This is a genomic window from Aeromonas sp. QDB63 (genome assembly GCF_027707425.1).
Taxonomy (GTDB): Bacteria; Pseudomonadota; Gammaproteobacteria; order Enterobacterales; family Aeromonadaceae; genus Aeromonas; species Aeromonas caviae.
Map to the genome: position 1 here is coordinate 19,432 of NZ_JAPCIS010000013.1, position 19,033 is coordinate 38,464.

Genomic DNA, 19,033 nt, shown 5'->3' on the forward strand with positions numbered 1-19,033 from the left:
TACGCAGGGACAACCCCCATCACCATGAAGTTGATCAACACTTTTGCCACCGAACTCCCCTGGGCTTGCGAGCCTGTTGCCCCGCAACCGCTGCATGGCCCCAGATTGCTGCATCTGAACCGTGCGCTTCTTGGTGAGCTGGGGCTCGGGGAGGTGAGCGAGGCGCAGTGGCTCGCCTGTTGCGGCCAGGGGCAGCCCCTGCCGGGCATGCAGCCGGTGGCCCAGGTCTATGCGGGCCACCAGTTCGGTGGTTACAGCCCGCGCCTCGGGGATGGCCGCGCTGTGCTGCTGGGGGAGCAGCTGGCGCCTGATGGCAGCCGCTGGGACCTGCACCTCAAAGGGGCGGGCAAGACGCCATTCTCCCGCTTCGGCGACGGCCGTGCCGTGCTGCGATCCAGCATTCGCGAGTACCTGGCTTCCGAGGCGCTGCATGCCCTCGGCATTCCCTCCACCCGGGCTCTGGTGCTGCTGGGCAGTGACGAGCCTGTCTACCGGGAGCAGGTGGAGAGCGGGGCGACCGTGCTGCGCACCGCGCCGAGCCATCTGCGCTTCGGTCACTTCGAGTATTTCGCCTGGAGCGGGCAGGGGGAAAAGATCCCCGCCCTCATCGACTATGCGCGGCGTTACCACTTCCCCGAGCTGGCCGATGGCGCCGAGCTGTTTGCCGAAGTAGTGCGCCGCACCGCGCGGCTCATCGCCAAGTGGCAGGCGGCAGGGTTCTGTCACGGGGTGATGAACACCGACAACATGTCCCTGCTCGGGCTGACCCTGGATTACGGCCCCTACGGTTTCATCGACGCCTATGTGCCGGACTTCGTCTGCAACCACTCGGATCCGGATGGTCGCTATGCGCTGGATCAGCAGCCTGCGGTCGGCTACTGGAACCTGCAGAAGCTGGCACAGGCGCTGGCCGGCCATATGGATGGTGACGCGCTCGCGTCGGCCCTGGCCCAGTACGAGCATCAGCTGATGTTGCACTACTCCGAGCTGATGCGCGCCAAGCTGGGGCTGGCGGTGTGGGAAGAGGAGGATCCGGCGCTGTTCCGCGAGTTGTTCCGGCTGCTGGCGGCGCACAAGGTGGATTACCACATCTTCCTGCGACGGCTGGGGGAATTGACCGCTCAGGGTGACTGGCCCGCCAGCCTGCTGGCCCTGTTGCCCGATCCTGCCGTCTGGCAGGGGTGGCTTGAGGCCTATCGGGCACGCCTCGCCCGGGAAGGGAGCGTGGATGGTGTGCGCAAGGGGCAGATGGACGCGGTCAATCCCAAGTATGTGCTGCGCAACGCCCTGGCCCAGCAGGTGATAGAGGCGGCAGAACAGGGCGACATGGCGCCGTTCGAGCGGCTGTTTGCGGCCCTGCAGCACCCCTATGATGACCAACCCGAATACGAGGATCTCGCCACCCCGCATCCGGGCTGGTATTGCGGGGGCGAGCTCTCGTGCAGCAGTTGAGGAGCAACGGATGAACTGGCGTATCACGCAGACAGACAGGGAAGCCGGGGTGGTGATGCTGACCTGCCCGGGCCTTGACTGGGACAGCTTCCCGACTCTGGCCGAGGCCCTGTTGCAGGAGTGGGAGCTAGCGGCACTCGAGCGGGAGTGGGGGGCGGATCGCCACAGCTGGCTGCTGGAGTTTGAAGGCAGCCGCTTTCGGCTCGAGTACGAACATTACAGCGGCTGCTGGCTGGCGGCGGTGCAGCCGGACGACGCGGAGGCGCTGCTCTGGCTGGCTCGGCAGTCCCGGGAGTGAGCTTGGCGTGCGATGCGAGTCAATCCCTTGAGATAACCGCATAAAGATTGAACTATCAATTTTGGGGCGTATAATCTCGCCCCTTGATTATCGCCATGGTGGCGATATGGGTTCCCTAACCCCATTAACCAAAAAGGTCACAATATGAACCTGACTCCGGCTCAGTACCAGACGGCACTGATGCGTCTCTCGTTGTTCCACATCCTGATCATTGCCAGCAGCAACTACCTGGTGCAGCTGCCGATCACCATCTTTGGCTTCCACACCACCTGGGGTGCTTTCAGCTTCCCGTTCATTTTCCTGGCCACCGATCTGACGGTGCGGATTTTCGGCGCAGGCCTGGCGCGCAAGATCATCCAGACCGTGATGCTGCCGGCATTGACCGTATCCTACGTGCTCTCGGTACTCTTCTTCGAAGGGAGCTTCCAGGGGGTGGGCAATCTGGCAGAGTTCAATCTCTTTGTTGCCCGGATCGCGTTAGCCAGCTTTATGGCCTATCTGGTGGGCCAGTTCATGGATGTGGTGGTGTTCAACCGCCTGCGCCTGCTGAAAGCCTGGTGGGTGGCACCGGCGGCCTCCACCCTGTTCGGCAATCTGGTGGATACCATCGCCTTCTTCAGCATCGCCTTCTGGCGCAGCACGGATCCCTTCATGGCTGAGCACTGGGTCGAGATCGCGACCGTGGATTACGTATTCAAGTTGCTGATAAGTCTGGGGTTGTTTGTGCCGCTCTACGGTGTGCTGCTGCGCTATCTCAGCCGCAAGCTGGTGGGGGAGGCCGGATTGGCTGGCCTGCAAGCTGCTACGCGACAAGCCTGATGAGATTGACCACCCCCATGGGTGGTCAATTTTTTTGCGATCTTCGCAAATAAGGCTTGCACAGTCAAATGAGAATGATTATTGTTAACTTGTTTTCCGGGAAAGACTTCATTTGTTCCAACGTGATGGACTTCTTGTGAAGGCACGACATTGCTCACATTGCTTCCAGTTAAGGGGCCAGTAGTTTACTGGCCCTCTTTTTTGCGTCTTTTCCGCCATCAGCGGGCATAAAAAATGGGAGCCAGGGCTCCCATTTTCACTCAGCGCTGTTTACTCGATGTCGAGGGCATCGGGGGAGAGGATCACCCCAGTGGTATCGGCATAGAGGTGGTCATCCGGCAGGAAGGTGACGCCGCCGAAGTTGACCGGCAGATCGGTTTCCCCGATATCCTTGCTGTCGGCGCCCACCGGAATGGCCGCCAGGGCCTGAATGCCGATGTCGAGATCTTCCAGGATATCGACCTCACGGACGCAACCGTAGCAGACGATCCCTTCCCACTCATTTTCCGCCGCCGTGGTGGCGATCTCGCTGTCGATCAGGGCACGACGCATGGAGCCGCCACCGTCGATCAACAGCACGCGACCAACGCCGTTCTCTTTGACGAGTTCACGGATTAGGCCGTTTGATTCGAAGCATTTGACTGTGGTGATGACGCCGCCGAAAGAGGCGCGGCCGCCGAAGGAGCAGAGCATGGGTTCGAGCACATCCACCATGTCCTGATAGATGTCGCACAGTTCTGAAGTGTTGTATTCCATTGTGTCAGATCCACCGCTGGAAACAGGTGGATCCAGTATAAGGAGTGGGGTTGGCATTTCAACGACTATTCCTTGCCCAGTGGCGGGAAATTCCGTTTTTGCGCGAAAGCGGCCCCGCGTCATGGCAGGCGCCGCAGACGGTCAGCCTCGGGCCCTAGAGCAGGAACAGGGTCGCCAGCCCCAGGAAGATGAAGAAGCCGCCGGTGTCGGTGATGGCGGTGATCATCACGCTGGCCCCCACCGCCGGGTCGCGCCCTAGCCGACTCATGGTCATGGGGATGATGACCCCCATCAGGGCCGCCACCAGCAGGTTGAGGATCATGGCGAGCGTCATCACGCCCCCCAGCGCCGCATCCTGATAGAGCAGGAAGGTGGCGATGCCCATGATGCCGCCCCACACCAGGCCGTTGATCAGGGCCACCCCCAGCTCGCGCCACAGCAGGAAGGAGACGTTGCCTGTCTGGATATGCTGCAGCGCCAGCGCCCGCACTATCATGGTGATGGTCTGGTTGCCGGTGTTGCCGCCGATGCCGGCGACGATGGGCATCAGGGCCGCCAGCGCCACCAGCTGGGAGATGGTGTGCTCGAACAGGCCGATTACCCGCGATGCCACGAAGGCGGTGCAGAGGTTGATGGCGAGCCAGGCCCAGCGGGTCTTGACCGCCTTGGAGACGGGGGCGAACACGTCTTCTTCCTCGCTGATCCCCCCCATGCGGCGCAGGTCGGTGTCGCTCTCTTCATAGACCAGATCCACCACCTCGGCGACAGTGAGCCGGCCCATCAGCTTGCCCCTGGCATCCACCACGGCGGCGGAGACCAGGTCGTCCCGCTCGAAGGTGCGGGCGGCGGCCTCGTCGTTGTCTTCCGGATCGAAGGTGACCGGATCCTTCTCCATCGCGTCGCTCACCAGGGTCTCGGGCTTGTGCAGCAGCACGACGGTGAGGGGCAGCTCCCCCTGCAGCCGGTTGCGCCGATCGGTGACAAACAGCTTGTCGGTGTTCTCTGGGATCTGGCCGCGCAGGCGCAGATAGCGCTGGACGGTGGCCAGGGTCACGTCGGGCCGCACCGTGATGAGCTCGAAGTCCATCATGGCGCCGACTGTGTGCTTGCCGTAGCGGATCACCTCCCGCACCTTGTCCCTGTCCACCGGCGCCATGGAGGTGAGCAGCCGCCCCATCAGGTTGCGGGGCAGGTGCTGGCCCAGGTAAATCTGGTCGTCGATGTCGAGGGTGCTCAGGGCGTGCAGCAGCTCCTTGTCGCTCATGCCGCTGATGAGGCTGTCCCACACCGTCTCCGACGCTTCCACCAGGATCTGGCCGTGCTTGTCTGCATCCACCTGCTGCCACAGCACGTGGCGCTCGTCCGGCGGCAGGGACTCCAGCGCATCGGCGATATCGGCGGCGGGCAGGCTGTTGACCAGCCGGGTCAGCTCGCTGGTCTGGTCCCGAAGCGCTGCGTCCTGCTCCCCTTGCGGGTCGAGCAGGCTCTCGGTGAGGGCGTCATCGGCCAGCAGCAGCGTGAGGATGCGGGCTCTGTCGTGTTCACGCTGTTTGGCGCTGTTCTTGGGGGGGAGGGACATGAAGCAGAATTCCTGAATTCGGTGATCCGGCGGACAGTCCCCATAGGATACCAGACTCAAAACAAGAGGTTATGACTGTAAATGCAGAAAAAGAAACGCCACCCGAGGGTGGCGTTGGAATGGATGCAGCGATCAGGCCGAGGCCAGGGCCGCGTTGGCGGTGCATCCTTGCCCGAACCAGGCAAGCTGGTCGGCCAGGGTCACCACCGAACCCACCATGATGAGGGCCGGGCTCTCGACGCCCACCGCCAGCGCGGGCAACTGATCGAGGGTACCGCGAATGACCCGCTGGCTTGGCTGGGTGCCTCGCTCGATCAGCGCCACCGGGGTGCTGCCCGCCTTGCCGTGGGTCAGCAACTGTTCGCGGATGGTGGCGCAGGAGGAGAGCCCCATATAGAAGACCAGCGTTTGCCGATCTTTGGCCAGCAGCGGCCAGTCGAGATCCTGAGCGCCCCCCTTGCCGTGGGCGGTGACGAAACGCACGCTCTGGGCGTGATCGCGGTGGGTCAGCGGAATACCGGCGTAGGCCGCGCAGCCGCTGGCAGCGGTGATCCCCGGCACCACCTGAAAACCGATGCCGCTGCCGACCAGCGTCTCCAGCTCCTCGCCGCCACGGCCGAAGATAAAGGGGTCACCCCCCTTCAGCCGCACCACCCGCTGCCCCTTCTTCGCCTCCTCCAGCAAGAGCTGGTTGATCCCCTCCTGCGGCACGCAGTGGTTGCCCGCCTGCTTGCCGACGAAGATGCGTTTGGCGTCGCGGCGCACCAGGGCCATCACCTCGTCCGAGACCAGCCGGTCATAGACCACCACGTCCGCCTGCTGCATCTGGCGCAGGGCGTGCAGGGTGAGCAGACCCGGATCGCCGGGGCCAGCTCCCACCAGTACCACCTCGCCACCGGTCTGGCTTTCGTCGGCAAACAGATTGTCGGCCAGCTGATTGGCTGAGGCGCTATCACCCCGTGCCAGTGCCTGCCCGAGCCGATCCGTCCCGAGCAGCCGCTCCCAGAAGCGGCGCCGCTCGCCCATGGTGGCGAAGCGGGCCTTGACCCGCTCCCGCAGGCTGCCGGCGAAGGTCGCCACGGCCCCCAGATGTTGCGGCAGCAGGGCCTCGAGTTTTTCCCGCAGCAAGCGGGCCAGCACCGGCGCCTTGCCACCGGAGGAGATGGCCACCATCAGCGGCGAGCGATCGATGATCGACGGCATGATGAAGCTGGAGCGTTTCGGGTCATCCACCACGTTGGCAAAGATCCGCGCCTGATTGGCGCTCTGGTAGACCAGGGCGTTCACCTCGCGCCGATCGGTGGCGGCCACCACCAGCCACTTGCCCGTCAGTTGCGGCGGCGCGAATTCACCGGCCAGCCACTCGATGCTGCCGTTGGCAGCCAGTTCCGCCAGCTCGGGGTCGAGCTCGGGCGCGACCACGGTGAGCTGGGCACCGGCATCCAGCAGCAGGCGCGCCTTGCGCTCTGCTACCTCGCCGCCGCCGACCAGCAGCACGGGTTTGTTGTCGAGTAGGCAAAAGATGGGCAAGTAGTCCATGGGGCCTCCTGATCAGGCGGTTTGGGTCTGGCTGGCGGTGGTGGTGGCGTCGCTCACCGCGACCGGGCGCTCAGCCTTGGGGGTGGCATACCAGTAGCCGAGGCCCATGAAGAGGGCACCGGAGACGGTGTTGCCCAGGGTCACCCACAGCAGGTTGTGGCCGATGCCGCTCAGGGTGTAGGCCTCGGAATGGGCACCGAACCAGGAGAGGGCGAACAGGGTCATGTTGGCGACCGAGTGCTCGTAGCCGGAGGCGATGAAGGCCAGCAGGCACCACCAGATGGCGATGAACCTGGCGGCACCCTCGGTGCGCAGCGCCATCCAGATGGCGAGGCAGACCAGCCAGTTGCACAGCACGCCCTTCATGAACAGGGTCAGCGCCGGTGCCTGGGTCTTGGCCAGCGCCACCTTGTGCGCCAGGCTGCCCGCGTCCGGCAGCAGGCTGCCGCCGTAGGAGTAGATGAGCGCCACCGCGATGGAGCCGAGCAGGTTGCCGGCCCAGGTCTGCGGCAGGATGCGCAGCAGATCCCCCATGGAAATTTTGCCGGTCTTCACCCCGAAGGTGAGGAACATGGTGTGGCCGGTAAACAGCTCGGAGCCGGCGATGATCACCAGGGTCAAGGCGATGCCGAAGGTGGCCCCCATTACCAGCGGCCGGATGGCGGGATCCACCAGATTGCCGAGGGTGAAGATGAGGATGATGCCAAGGCCCACATAGGCCCCCGCCATGGCGGAGCTGAGCCAGAAGCCAAGCTTGTCGCTGCGCTCGAAGCGGTTGATGCGGGCCGCGTTGGCGGCGCACTTGTTGATGGTTTCGGTATACATCTTTGTTTCCTTCAAGAGGGCCGCCTGCGGGCAGCCCTGACTGTTTTTTAACCCCCCCCTGCCTCCCCCTTGTCAAGGGGGAGGAGCTTTTTGCTCCCTCACCTGTGAAGGGGAGGGCCGGGGTGGGGTCTGGTGTTAGACGGCGACCCAGACCTGCTGGTCGCGCACTTCAATGGGGTAGCTCTGCACCGACATCTCAGGGTTGTCGAAACAGTGGCCGTCGCGCAGGCGAAAGCGCTGCTTCTTGAGCGGGCTGGCGACCCAGAGCTCGCCGTCGTGTTCGCAGATCAGGCCCCGCGACAGCACGTTGGCGGCGAAGAAGGGATCCCGGTTGTCGATGGCGAACACTTCGGCGGCCGCGCTCGGGCGGAACAGGGCGATCTGACGACCCTCGATCAGAGCGCAGACGCCGGTTCCCGGCAGGATATCGTTGAGTTGGCAGGCAAGTTTCATCATTTGGTCTCCACCTCGATCTGGTAGACAGGGATGCGCTCGGCCGGGGTCGCCGGTCGGTGCTGGTCGCGTTCGCTGACGAACTGAACGTCCGGGTCGCGCTTGTCGCTGTTGATGAAGTGGCTGAAACGCTTGAGCGCCTCCTCTTCGTTGAGGGTGCGCGACCATTCGCACTCGTAGCTGTCGATGAGGGTCTGGATATCGCGCTCCAGTGTCTCGGCCAGCCCCAGCTTGTCGTCGACGATCACTTCGCGCAGGTAGTCGACCCCCCCTTCCAGGTTGCCAAGCCAGACCGAGGTGCGCTGCAGTTTGTCGGCGCTGGTGACGTAGAACATCATGAAACGGTCGATCAGCTTGATCAGGGTCTCGCGGTCGAGGTCAGACGCCAGCAGGTCGGCGTGGCGCGGCTTCATGCCGCCGTTGCCGCCCACATAGAGGTTCCAGCCAGCATCGGTGGCGATGATGCCGACGTCCTTGCCCTGGGCTTCCGCACATTCGCGGGTACAGCCGGAGACGCCGAACTTCATCTTGTGGGGGGTGCGAATGCCCTTGTAGCGGTTCTCGAGGAAGACCCCGAGGCCGACGCTGTCCTGCACGCCGAAGCGGCACCAGGTGCTGCCGACGCAGGTTTTGGCCATGCGCAGTGCCTTGGCGTAGGCCTGACCGGTCTCGAAACCCGCTGCCAGCAGCTTGCGCCAGATGGCGGGCAGATCATCCTTCTGGGCCCCGAACAGACCGATGCGCTGGGCGCCGGTGATCTTGGTGTAGAGCTTGTAGTCGCGGGCCACTTCGGCCACTGCCAGCAGCCCCTCCGGGGTCACTTCGCCACCGGCCATACGCGGGATGACGGAGTAGCTGCCGTCCTTCTGCATGTTGCCGAGGAAGATGTCGTTGGTGTCCTGCAGCTGGGTGTTGAGCGGGCTCAGCACATGCTCGTTCCAGCAGGAGGCGAGGATGGAGCCGACGGTCGGTTTGCACACCTCGCAGCCATAGCCTTGGCCATGTTTGGCCAGCAGTTCGTCGAAGCTCTTGATCCCCTCCACCTTGACCAGATGGAACAGCTCCTGACGGGAGTGGGGGAAGTGGGCGCAGAGGTGGTTGTTGACCTCGATGCCCTGCTTCACCAGCTCGGCGTTGAGCACCTGACTGATGAGCGGCACGCAGCCGCCGCAGCCGGTACCGGCCTTGGTGTGCTGCTTGATGGCGGCCAGCGTGGTGTGGCCCTCGGCCACCGCCTTGGCGATGTCACCCTTGGAGACGTCGAAGCAGGAGCAGATCTGGGCGCTCTCCGGCAGGGCATCCACCCCCAGCGTCGGCTTGGCACCGGCGTAGGCGGGCAGGATCAGAGTATCCGGGTGGCTCGGCAGCGGCAGGGCGTTGAGCATCATCTGCAGCAGGTTGCCGTAATCTTCCACGTCACCCACCAGCACGGCGCCGAGCAATCGGCTGTTGTCTTCGCTCACCACGATCTTCTTGTAGACGCCGGCTTGATCGTCCTGAAACACATAGCTGTGGCTGCCCGGAGTGCGGCCGTGGGCATCACCGATGGAGCCGACGGAGACGCCGAGCAGCTTGAGCTTGGCGCTCATGTCCGCCCCTTCGAAGCGGCTGTCGCCGCCGAGCAGATGGTCGACGGTGATCTGGGCCATCTTGTAGCCCGGTGCCACCAGCCCGAAGAAGCGGCCCTGCCAGGCGGCGCACTCGCCGATGGCATAGATGTCGGGGTCTGAGGTGAGGCAGTGATCGTCGATGACGATGCCGCCGCGCTCGGCGATGGCGAGATCGCCGTAGCGGCCCAGGGTATCTTGCGGTCGAATGCCGGTGGAGAAGACCACCACGTCCACTTCCAGCTGGCTGCCGTCAGCAAAGGCGAGGCGGTGTTTCGCCTGCTCGCCGCCATGCATCAGGATCTCGCTGGTGCTCTTGCTGGTGTGTACCTGCACGCCCATGGATTCAATCTTGCGGCGCAGCAGCTGGCCGCCCTGACCGTCGAGCTGCTCGGCCATCAGCACAGGAGCAAACTCCACCACGTGGGTTTCGAGACCCAGCGCCTTGAGGGCACCGGCGGCTTCGAGGCCAAGCAGACCGCCCCCGATCACCACCCCGCTCTTGCCGCTCCTGGCGGCGCTGCGGATGGCTTTCAGATCCTCGATGGTGCGATAGACGAAGCACTCGTGGTGCTGGCTGCCCTGGATGGGCGGCACCCAGGGGTAGGAGCCGGTGGCCAGCACCAGCTTGTCGTACCCGACCACAGTGCCCTTGTTGGAGTGCACTTCGCGGTTGGCCCTGTCGATTTTTTTCACCGCTTCGCCGAGCAGCAGGCGGATGCCATGCTTGTCGTAGAAGCCGGGTTTGACGAGGGAGAGATCTTCGCTGGTGTGATGGGAGAAATAGGAGGAGAGATGGACGCGATCGTAGGCGGGACGGGGTTCTGCACCGAAGACGGTGATCTCGTAGCGGCCCGGATCGGCCCGCTCGATCAGCTCTTCGATGAAGCGGTGCCCCACCATGCCGTTGCCCACAACGACCAGTCTGACTTTGCTCATAGTTGCCTCAAGTTTGGAGTAATAAAACATCATTCTGGGGCTAGGCTACCCAGTCGGCAGGGGTGGGCGATTGATGCAAATCAAGTGTCTATTTATATATCTCCTCAGGGGTAATTCGAGAAAATTCAACACTATACAAAAATAGGTATACCAGTTAATGATTTCTGGGCTGGCTCGGGGTGAGGGATGGTGGAGGGAAAGCCCGGTTTACCAACTGCCGGGGAGTGAAAACTTATGTCGGAAAAAGGCCGGTCTCGCACTGGGCGAGACCGGCATCAGCTGATCAAGGCGGCACGTCAGGCGATATGGCGGCGGAACATGGCGAGCGCCAGCGACAGGGTGACGCCGGCGATGGCGAGCAGGGGCCAGATCAGGGGCCAGGCGGCCGACCAGCCGAGCCCCTTCAAAAAGACCCCCTTGAGCAGCACGATGAAGTGGGTGAGGGGGTCGATGGCCGCCAGCCATTGGAACACCTGGGGCATGTTCTCCACCGGTGAGATGTAGCCCGAGAGGATCACTGCCGGTACGGTGAAGGAGAAGACTCCGAGAAAGGCCTGCTGCTGGGTCGAGCAGAACGATGAGATGAAGAGCCCGATCCCGGCCAGTGCCAGCCCGTAGCAGACCATGCCCGCCATCAGCAGGCTGAGGCTGCCGGCAAAGGGAAGGTGAAAGACGAAGCGGGCGGCCAGCGCGACTATGCACCCTTGTCCCACCGCCACCAGGATGCCGGGCACCGCCTTGCCCGCCATGATCCAGCCTGCGGTGAGGGGGGAAACCAGCAGCTGATCGAAGGTGCCCTCTTCCCGCTCCCGCGCGACCGAGAGGGCGGTGACGATAAGACAGCCGGTGGTGGTGATGATGGCCACCAGCGCCGGCAGGATATGCCAGTGGAACTCGACGTTGGGGTTGTAGAGGTTGCGCACCGCGAGGGTCGGCGGCGCCTTGCCTGCGTTCCCTTCTTCATTCTGCCAGCGGGCGATCACCTGACTGATGTAACCCGCCGCCACCTGACCACCGTTGGAGCGGCGGCCGTCGATGATCAGCTGCACCTTGGCCGGTTCGCCCCGCGCCAGCCGGCGCGAAAAATCCCCCGGAATAATCAGCCCGAGCAGTGCCTGCTGCCCGGTGATGGCCTCGGTCATGCCCGCCTCGCCTTGCACCGGGATGATGGTGGTGAAGGCGGGCATATGGGTGAGGCGCTCCAGCAGCTCGCGGCTCTGGGCTCCGCCATCCTGGTTGTAGATGGCCAGCGTGTTGCCGGTCACCTCCAGAGTGGCGGCAAACGGGAAGAGGGCGGTTTGCAGCAGCACCGGCATGATGAGCAGAAAGCGCCCCTGGGTGTTGCCCATCAGGGCCTGCAGCTCTTTTCGGATCAGCCACCAGAGTCGGATCAGCATGGGTTACTCCAGAGTGCGCCGCGTCTTGCGGGCGGTCAGGGCCAGCCAGAAACCGGCCAGCAGCAGCAGACAGAAACCGTTGACCAGCAGGATCGAGAAGACGCTGCCCGCCTGATAGAGGGTCTGCAAGGAGCTCGCGAAGTAACGGGCCGGAATGAGGTGGGTGATGGCCCGAAGCAGCGGTGGCATGCTGGCGATCTCGAACACGAAGCCCGACAGCATCACCGCGGGCAGAAACGCAGCGATCAGCGCCGCCTGGGCGGCGTTGAACTGGCTGCGCATCACGGTGGAGAGGAACAGCCCGAGCCCGAGGGCGCTGCCGAGAAAGACGCTGGTGACCAGAAAGAGCAGCAGCAGGGAGCCGCGCCAGGGCACGCCCATCACCGCCACCGAGAAGAGCAGGCAGAGCAGCATGGCGATGATGCCAAGGCCATAGTAGGGCAGCAGCTTGGAGAGCAGCAGCTCCCCCTTGGTGACCGGGGTGGCGAGCAGCGCCTCCATGGTGCCGCGCTCCCACTCCCGCGCCACCACCAGGGAGGTGAGCAGGGCGCCTATGATGGTCATCACCACCGCAATGGAGCCCGGCACCAGAAAGTTGCGGCTCACCAGCGCCGGGTTGAACCAGGCGCGACTCTCTATCGACACCGGCATGGCGACCCCCTCGCCAGCGAGCCACCCCTGCCAGATCCCCTGCACATAGTTGGTGACGAAGTTGGCGGTGTTGGGCTCGGAGCCGTCGGTCAGCAGCAGCGCCTGCGGCGTGCCATTGCCCTGACCGGCCAGCGCGCGGGAGAAGCCGTCATCGATCACCAGCAGGCCGCGGATCTCGCCACGGGCCAGACTGGCGAGCAGGGACTCCTTGCTCGGGCCGCTGTGGATCTCCAGTGCGGTAGAGCCGCGCAGGGCCTGCTCCAGCCGCACCGCCGGGGCGCCGCTGTCGGTGCGCCAGATGCCGAGGCGCAGATGGTCCACATCCAGATTGATGGCGTAGCCCATCACCACCAGCAGCACCACCGGCATGATGAAGGCGATGAGGATGCTGCTCGGGTCACGGACGATTTGCAGCGACTCCTTGCGGCAGAGGGCCAGCAGTCGTCGACGGTTGATGCTCATGCGTCCTCCTCGCTGGCCCGCTCGACCAGGGTGATAAAGGCCTCTTCCATTGTTGGCAAAGAACAGGTCTGCAAGGAGCCGGTTGGCAAAGAGGTCGCCGCCTCTTTGGCGGCCAGCCCCTTGAGATCGTCCGGAGTGCCGAGCGCCAGCAGCTTGCCGCGATAGATGAGGGCAATGCGGTCGCAATACTCCGCCTCATCCATAAAGTGGGTGGTGACCAGCACGGTGACGCCGTGGTCGGCCAGCGCGTTGATGTGCGACCAGAACTCGCGCCGGGTCACCGGATCGACCCCGGAGGTGGGCTCGTCGAGGAACAGCAGCGGCGGCTCGTGCAGCAGGGCGCAGGCCAGCGACAAGCGCTGGCGCAGGCCGAGCGGCAGGGATTCCGCCTTCTGATCGAGCCAAGGGGCGAGGGCAAAGGCAGTCACCATGGCGTCGATCCGCGTCTGCTGGTGGCGGCCGAACAGGCCGTAGATACCGGCGAAAAAGGCGAGGTTCTGGGCCACGGTGAGCTGCTTGTAGAGGGAGAACTTCTGCGCCATGTAACCGAGGCGCTGACGTGCCGCCGAGGGGCTGTGGGCCAGATCGATGCCGGTCACCAGCGCCTGTCCCTCGCTCGGGCGCAGCAGGCCGCACTCCATCTTGAAGGTGGTGGACTTGCCCGCCCCGTTGGGGCCGAGCAGGCCGAAGATCTCGCCGCGGCGCACCGCAAAGCTGACATCATCGGTGGCGGCAAAATCGCCGAAGCGTTTGGTGAGGTGGCGCGCCTCGATCACTGCCTCGGGGGAGACCCCCTGCGGCAGTTCGGCTTCTCGCATCCCGGCTGCCAGGCTCGACTCTCCGCCGGGGCCGCCGCCGAGCAGGTCGATAAAGGCATCCTCCAGCCGGGGCTGGGCTGGTTGAAAGGCGCCGTTGGCCAGTTGCAGCTCCGGGAGCGGCGGGGGCGTCATGCCCGGGTGCAGCAGCAGGCGCACCCGCTCCCCCGCCACCGCGCCATCCATCACCGACGGGTGAGCCAGTGCCCGGTGCAGCAGGGCGCGTCGCTCGCGGCCATCCAGCTGCCCCGCCTCCAGCAGCCAGCAGCGGCTGGCCATGGCCCCCATCAGATCGGCCGGCGTGCCGCTGGTGCGCACCTCGCCATCCGCCATCAGCAGCACGTGGTCGCACAGCTCCGCCTCATCGAGATAGGCGGTACTCCAGAGCACCGTCATCCCCCCCTTGGCCAGCTCGCGCACCATCTGCCAGAGGGCGCGGCGGGAGATGGGATCGACCCCGACCCCGGGTTCGTCGAGCAGCAGCACATCCGGGGTGCCGAGCAGGGCGCAGGCCAGCCCGAGCTTCTGCTTCATCCCGCCAGAGAGCTTGCCTGCCGGCCTTGCGGTGAAGCGGGCAAGATCGGTGAAGGCGAGCAGCCGCGCGAAGGTGGGCGTGCGTTCGGGCTCCAGTACGCCGCGCAAGTCAGCGTAGAGGGTGAGGTTCTCCAGCACGCTGAGATCTTCGTAGAGGCCGAACTGCTGGGGCATGTAGCCGAGGCGCTGACGCAGCAGATCCCCCTCGCTCACCGGATCCAGCCCCAGCACCCGGATGGTGCCCGCTTCCGGGATCAGCAGACCGGCCAGCAGGCGTAGCAAAGTGCTCTTGCCGGCGCCGTCGGGGCCCACCAGCCCGGTGATGCCGCCAGCCGGAATGGTGGCCGAGATGGCGTTGAGGGCGACCCGATCGCCAAAGCGTTTGGTGAGCCCCTCGAGGGAGATGGCGCAGCTCATGGGGCCAGCCTGACGGTGACCGGCATCCCTTGGCGCAGGGCCGGGTCGGGATCCTGTACCACGATGCGCAGCCGGTAGACGAGGTGGGTGCGAAGATCCGGCGTTTCCACCGATTTCGGAGTGAACTCGGCGGTGGGCGAGACAAATCCCACTACTCCGTGATAGGGCTGATCCGGCCGCGAGTCGGTGGTGAGCGTCACTTTGGCGCCGCTCGGGAAGTGGCCGAGCCAGGGCTCCTCCACATAGGCGCGCACCCAGACCGGCGCGGTCAGGGAGAGGTTGAAGGCGGTCGCTCCGCTCTGCACCATGCTGCCGTTCTCGATGGCGCGGCTGATGATGATGCCGTCGCTGGGGGTGGTCAGGCTGGCATCCGCCAGCGCCAGCTCGGCACTGGCGAGCGCCGCTTTGGCCCCTTCCAGCTGGGCATCGGACTGGGCGATTTCCTCCGGGCGGTAGCCGGTTTCGAGCTGGGCGAGCTGTTCGCGGGCCGAGCGCACCTGCGCCTGGGTCTGATCCCGCTGGGAGCGGGCAGTATCGAGCTGACCGCGGGAGATGGCGCCGGTGGCTGCCAATGCGCTCTGGCGGCGCCACTGCTGGTTGGCCTCCAGTGCAGCGGCGTCTGCGGCGGCCAGTGCGGCCCGGGCGCGGTCGGTCTCTTCGCTGCGATAGCCTTTGTGGATCAAGGCGTTGGCGGCAGTGAGCGCAGCCAGATTGGCGCGGGCGCTGTCGCGGCTGTGGGTGAGGGGAACCGGATCGAGGCGGGCCAGCAGTTGACCCGCTTTCACGCTATCCCCCTCATCGACCAGCACCTGATCGACGCGTCCGCCGACCCGAAAGGCCAGATTGACGTCGCGAATGTCGACGTTGCCGTAGAGGATGGAGCCGTCGGCCGGGCGCCCCTGCCACCAGAGGTAGCCACCGATAACGGTTAGCAGCAGGGCCACGATTGCAATGCGTTGTTTCATGCTGCTTCTCCTTGAGGATGGCTCTGCAGCCAGAGGTCACCACCGAAAACGGCCAGCAGCGGAGCTGCCATAGGGATGATGGCGATGGGTTGTTTCATGCCGTTTCTCCTTCCTTGATGCCGGTGGGGCGCAGGCCGCGCAGGGCCCATACCAGCCGCTGTCTGGCGGCCTCGGGGTTGTCTATCTGGCTGAGAAAGGGGGCGGCCTGTTCGGGCAGCCAGCCGAGCTGGCGACCGCTGCCGGCGATCACCAGCGGCAGGCCGACCGACCCCATGATGAAGATCATCAGCTGGAGCGGGTGACCCGCGACCAGCGACCCTTCCGCCTGTGCCATCCGTACCTGCTCGATCAGCAGCAGGGGATGACGGCGCGGCAGACTGAGCAGAAAGCGCTGGGCCGCCCCTTCACCCGCCAAGGCATCGCCAAACAGGTGGTTGATGAAGCCGCGCTGGCGCGCCACCAGCCCGATCAGCGCCTCCATGGTCGCCTCGAACATGGCGATGGCAGAGGAGTAGGAGCCTTTGGCTGCCACCGCCTTGAGCTCGTCATAGAGGGGGGCGTACCAGAGCTCGACCAACTCGTCGATAAAGGCGTCGCGGTTGCCGAAGTGGTAGACGAAGGAGCCGAGGTTCACCTCGGCCGCTGCCGCCAGCTCGCGCACCGTCAGGCCGCGCAGCCCTTTCTCGGTGGCGATGGCGAGGCCGGTATCGAGCAGTTTCTGACGGGTGGGGTGCATCTGGCTGGCGCTCCTGGTGTATGCATTTTGCACACAATTATACGCCCGTATAAAAAATGCGGAAGCGGGCGGCAGGATCTTTTTGCCCGCAATGTGATCCGCCCCGCTCTGAGGGGCCGTGATCCCCGTCCGGCAGGGGGAAGGATCCACCGTTTGTGCCCAAGCCACAGGCATGTCGGTGTGACGGGGTGGTGACAGGCGCTTCAGGCCCCGGGTGCGGGTGCCCGGGCCACAAGAGGCTGGTGATGGAGCCGGGAGCTGCCTGACCCGGATCAGGGGGTGTCGGTGGCCTCGGTGTGATAGGGGGGGCGGGCACAGGTGTCCCGTATCAGGGCGCGCAGCCAGCGGTGGCCCGGATCGGCATCCTGACTGGGGTGCCAGAGCAGGGCGACCCGGATCCCTGGCAGAGCGAAGGGCAGGGGCAGGGTGACCAGATCGCCGAGCAGGCTGGCGCAGTGCAGGTGCGGCACCGTCGCCACCAGATTGCTCTCCCTGACCAGGGCCAGCGCCGTCGCAAACCCGGGAACCAGGGTGGTGATGGTGCGCCGCCTCCCCTGGCCTGCGAGAATTTCGTCGATGGGGCTGTGAGGCTGGCCCCGGCGGGAGACCAGCACGTGGCGGGCGGCGGCATAGCGCGCCACGGTCAGGGTGCCGTCGCAGAGGGGGTGGTCCGGGTGCACCACGGCGACGAAGTGGTCCTGGAACAGGGCCTGGGTGCGCAGCTCGGGGGCCGTGGTGGCGCCGATGACTCCGGTCTCGAAGTCCAGCTCGCCACGGCGCAGGGGGCCGCTCTCCTTGTCGGGTTTGGCCAGAAAGTGCAGGCGCACCCCGGGGGCCTCGACGGCAAGGCGCGCCAGCAGGGCGGGGCCTACCGCCTCCACGAAGCCGTCACTGGATCGCAGGCGGAAGGTGCGCTCCAGGCTCGCCGGGTCTACTTCCTGCAGGGGGCGCAGCACGGCCCGGGTCTCCTGAACAAGGCGGGCGACCTCATCCCGCAGGATCTGCGCCCGGGGGGTGGGGAGCAGGCCGCGTCCCGCCCGCACCAGCAGCGGATCCCCCGTGGTCTCCCGCAGCCTTGCCAGGGCCCGGCTCATGGCGGAAGCACTCAGGCCTAGCCGTCTGGCGGCGCCCGCCACACTGCCCTCTTCCAGCAGGGCATCCAGGGTGATCAGCAGGTTGAAATCCGGGGTCATGGTCGTCTCCTCGCAGGCGGCGCCTGACGGGCCGACCCCTTCATGATACGCGAGTTGCCGTCTCTTCATATGGCGTCTGATGCAACTATAAGCTGCAATCCGTGCGTCTTCCGCCTTGTCATCTCCCCCGCTAGCCTGAGTGCATCATCACTTGCCGGAGAGACTGCCATGTCCACACCACTTCTTGTTTCCCCTCCCGTGACGCGCCGTCTTGGTCTCGCGGGGCTCGGGCTCGCCACCCTGCTGCCCATGCTGGCGGGCAGCATGGCCAACCTGGTGCTTCCTGCCCTGGGGCAGGACTTCGGCGTGCCCTTCGCCAGCCTGCAATGGGTGCTGGTGGCCTACCTGCTTGGGATCACCAGTCTGACGGTGGTGGCGGGCCGGCTCGGGGATCGTCTGGGGCGGCGTCGCGTGCTGCTCTGGGGGACCGGGGTCTTTGCGCTGGCTTCCCTGCTGTGCGCCCTGGCCCCTTCCATTGGCTGGCTCATTGCCGCTCGCACCCTGCAAGGGGCGGGTGCGGCCTGCATGCTGGTGCTCTCGCTGGCCATGGCAGGAGAGCTGGTGCCGCCAGCCCGACGGGGCTGGAGCATGGGATTGCTCGGCACCCTGTCGGCCTGCGGCACGGCGCTCGGCCCCTCCTTCGGCGGCCTGTTGATCGGCGGATTTGGCTGGCAGGCTCCCTTCCTGCTGCTGCTCCCCCTGACGTTGCTGGCCCTGGGGTGTGCCTGGCGGGATCTGCCCCGGGATGAGGCGGGCTCTGCCGAGGGAGGCCTCCCGCTCACCAGTCTGTTGCTGCTGGTGACGGCGCTGCTCTGCTACGGGCTGGCACTGACCCGGGGCAGCCCGCTCGGGGTCTGGCCGGGGATAGGGGCGCTCGTCGCCATGGTGCTCTTCGTGCGTGCCGACTCGGGCGCCCGTCGCCCCCTGCTGCCCCTGGCGCTGTTGGGGGCGTCCAGGCGAAGAGGCGGGATCATCGCCAGTGCGCTGGTGGCCAGCGTCATGGTGGCGACGCTGCTGATCGGTCCTTTCTACCTGCACGGCGCCTTTGCCCTCGACATGGGGACGGTGGGGCTGATGATCTCCATGGGCCCCCTGCTGGCGGCGCTGTCCGGCATGCCCGCCGGCTGGCTGGTGGACAGGGTGGGGGCGAACCCTGTGGTGCGCCTCGGCATGGGGCTCATGGTGGTGGCCGCCGTCTTGCTGGCCCTGCTGGACAGGGCGCTCGGGCCCCTCGGCTACCTGCTGCCCATCCTGCTGCTCACCGCCGGTTATGCCCTGTTCCAGACCGCCAACAACAGCGCCGTGGTGGGGGAGGCGGAGGGGGCGAGCCGGGGCGCCGTGGCCGGGCTGCTGACCCTGTCGCGCAACCTGGGCCAGCTGACGGGGGCGGCGGGGCTGGGGGGCCTGTTCGCCGCCCTGGCGGGGCGGCCCGATCTCCCCCTCGCGACGGCGGACGAGCTGGCGTTTGCCACCCGGGTCACCTTCGCCCTGACGGCCTTGCTGCTGATGAGTGCGCTCTGGTTGGCGGGAAGGGAGGAGCGTGCCGTGCAGGGTGATGTGGCCCGGGACGGCTGCGAGTCGGAAGAACGCTGAAAA

General features: G+C 65.5%; 16 protein-coding genes. 4 read left to right on the plus strand and 12 right to left on the minus strand.

The window, feature by feature from the left end:
* The first annotated feature begins 24 nt into the window (after window positions 1–24).
* From PG879_RS10680 to PG879_RS10690, 3 genes are all read left to right on the plus strand, one after another.
* Window positions 25–1,452: a protein adenylyltransferase SelO gene (locus PG879_RS10680; RefSeq protein WP_039039658.1), complete on the plus strand. Its 1,428-nt coding sequence runs from the start codon at window positions 25–27 to the stop codon at window positions 1,450–1,452.
* Between the two features lie 10 nt (window positions 1,453–1,462).
* Window positions 1,463–1,750 (plus strand): DUF3630 family protein, encoded by a 288-nt coding sequence (locus PG879_RS10685; RefSeq protein WP_041211964.1) that lies wholly within the window; start codon window positions 1,463–1,465, stop codon window positions 1,748–1,750.
* Between the two features lie 144 nt (window positions 1,751–1,894).
* Window positions 1,895–2,569, plus strand: coding sequence for a 7-cyano-7-deazaguanine/7-aminomethyl-7-deazaguanine transporter (locus PG879_RS10690; RefSeq protein ID WP_010676046.1), 675 nt, complete (start codon window positions 1,895–1,897; stop codon window positions 2,567–2,569).
* Window positions 2,570–2,839: 270 nt separating this feature from the next.
* On the opposite strand, the gene rraA is transcribed toward PG879_RS10690, so the two are convergent.
* From rraA to PG879_RS10750, 12 genes are all read right to left on the minus strand, one after another.
* On the minus strand, window positions 2,840–3,325 hold the full coding sequence (rraA, locus tag PG879_RS10695) for a ribonuclease E activity regulator RraA (protein WP_010676045.1): 486 nt from the start codon (window positions 3,323–3,325) through the stop codon (window positions 2,840–2,842).
* 154 nt (window positions 3,326–3,479) lie between these two features.
* Window positions 3,480–4,904, minus strand: a complete 1,425-nt coding sequence (mgtE, locus tag PG879_RS10700) for a magnesium transporter (RefSeq protein WP_167826166.1) — start codon at window positions 4,902–4,904, stop codon at window positions 3,480–3,482.
* 132 nt (window positions 4,905–5,036) lie between these two features.
* On the minus strand, window positions 5,037–6,443 hold the full coding sequence (cysG, locus tag PG879_RS10705; RefSeq protein WP_270830158.1) for a siroheme synthase CysG: 1,407 nt from the start codon (window positions 6,441–6,443) through the stop codon (window positions 5,037–5,039).
* 12 nt (window positions 6,444–6,455) lie between these two features.
* Window positions 6,456–7,268 carry a nitrite transporter NirC gene (gene nirC / locus PG879_RS10710; RefSeq protein WP_270830159.1) on the minus strand — a complete coding sequence of 271 codons (813 nt, stop codon included), beginning with the start codon at window positions 7,266–7,268 and terminating at the stop codon, window positions 6,456–6,458.
* Between the two features lie 135 nt (window positions 7,269–7,403).
* Window positions 7,404–7,721 (minus strand): nitrite reductase small subunit NirD, encoded by a 318-nt coding sequence (gene nirD / locus PG879_RS10715; protein WP_201895026.1) that lies wholly within the window; start codon window positions 7,719–7,721, stop codon window positions 7,404–7,406.
* Complete coding sequence (nirB, locus tag PG879_RS10720) at window positions 7,721–10,267, minus strand: nitrite reductase large subunit NirB (protein ID WP_270830160.1); 2,547 nt, start codon at window positions 10,265–10,267, stop codon at window positions 7,721–7,723. Before nirB ends, nirD begins: the two co-directional genes overlap by 1 nt.
* Before the next feature lie 296 nt (window positions 10,268–10,563).
* Entirely contained in the window at window positions 10,564–11,664 is a 1,101-nt protein-coding gene (locus PG879_RS10725) for an ABC transporter permease (protein ID WP_270830161.1), read from the minus strand.
* Window positions 11,665–11,667: 3 nt separating this feature from the next.
* Window positions 11,668–12,777, minus strand: a complete 1,110-nt coding sequence (locus PG879_RS10730; RefSeq protein WP_270830163.1) for an ABC transporter permease — start codon at window positions 12,775–12,777, stop codon at window positions 11,668–11,670.
* The gene (locus PG879_RS10735; RefSeq protein WP_270830164.1) at window positions 12,774–14,543 is read right to left on the minus strand and encodes an ATP-binding cassette domain-containing protein; all 1,770 of its coding nucleotides are present in this window, start codon (window positions 14,541–14,543) and stop codon (window positions 12,774–12,776) included. The genes PG879_RS10730 and PG879_RS10735 overlap by 4 nt, the downstream gene beginning before the upstream one ends.
* Entirely contained in the window at window positions 14,540–15,508 is a 969-nt protein-coding gene (gene hlyD / locus PG879_RS10740; protein WP_039039648.1) for a secretion protein HlyD, read from the minus strand. Before hlyD ends, PG879_RS10735 begins: the two co-directional genes overlap by 4 nt.
* A gap of 94 nt (window positions 15,509–15,602) precedes the next feature.
* Window positions 15,603–16,244, minus strand: coding sequence for a TetR/AcrR family transcriptional regulator (locus PG879_RS10745; protein WP_270830165.1), 642 nt, complete (start codon window positions 16,242–16,244; stop codon window positions 15,603–15,605).
* A gap of 272 nt (window positions 16,245–16,516) precedes the next feature.
* Window positions 16,517–17,437: a LysR family transcriptional regulator gene (locus PG879_RS10750; RefSeq protein WP_270830166.1), complete on the minus strand. Its 921-nt coding sequence runs from the start codon at window positions 17,435–17,437 to the stop codon at window positions 16,517–16,519.
* A 168-nt stretch (window positions 17,438–17,605) separates the two neighbouring features.
* On the opposite strand from PG879_RS10750, the gene PG879_RS10755 reads away from it, so the two are divergent.
* Window positions 17,606–19,030 (plus strand): MFS transporter, encoded by a 1,425-nt coding sequence (locus PG879_RS10755; protein WP_270830167.1) that lies wholly within the window; start codon window positions 17,606–17,608, stop codon window positions 19,028–19,030.
* Window positions 19,031–19,033 lie beyond the last annotated feature (3 nt).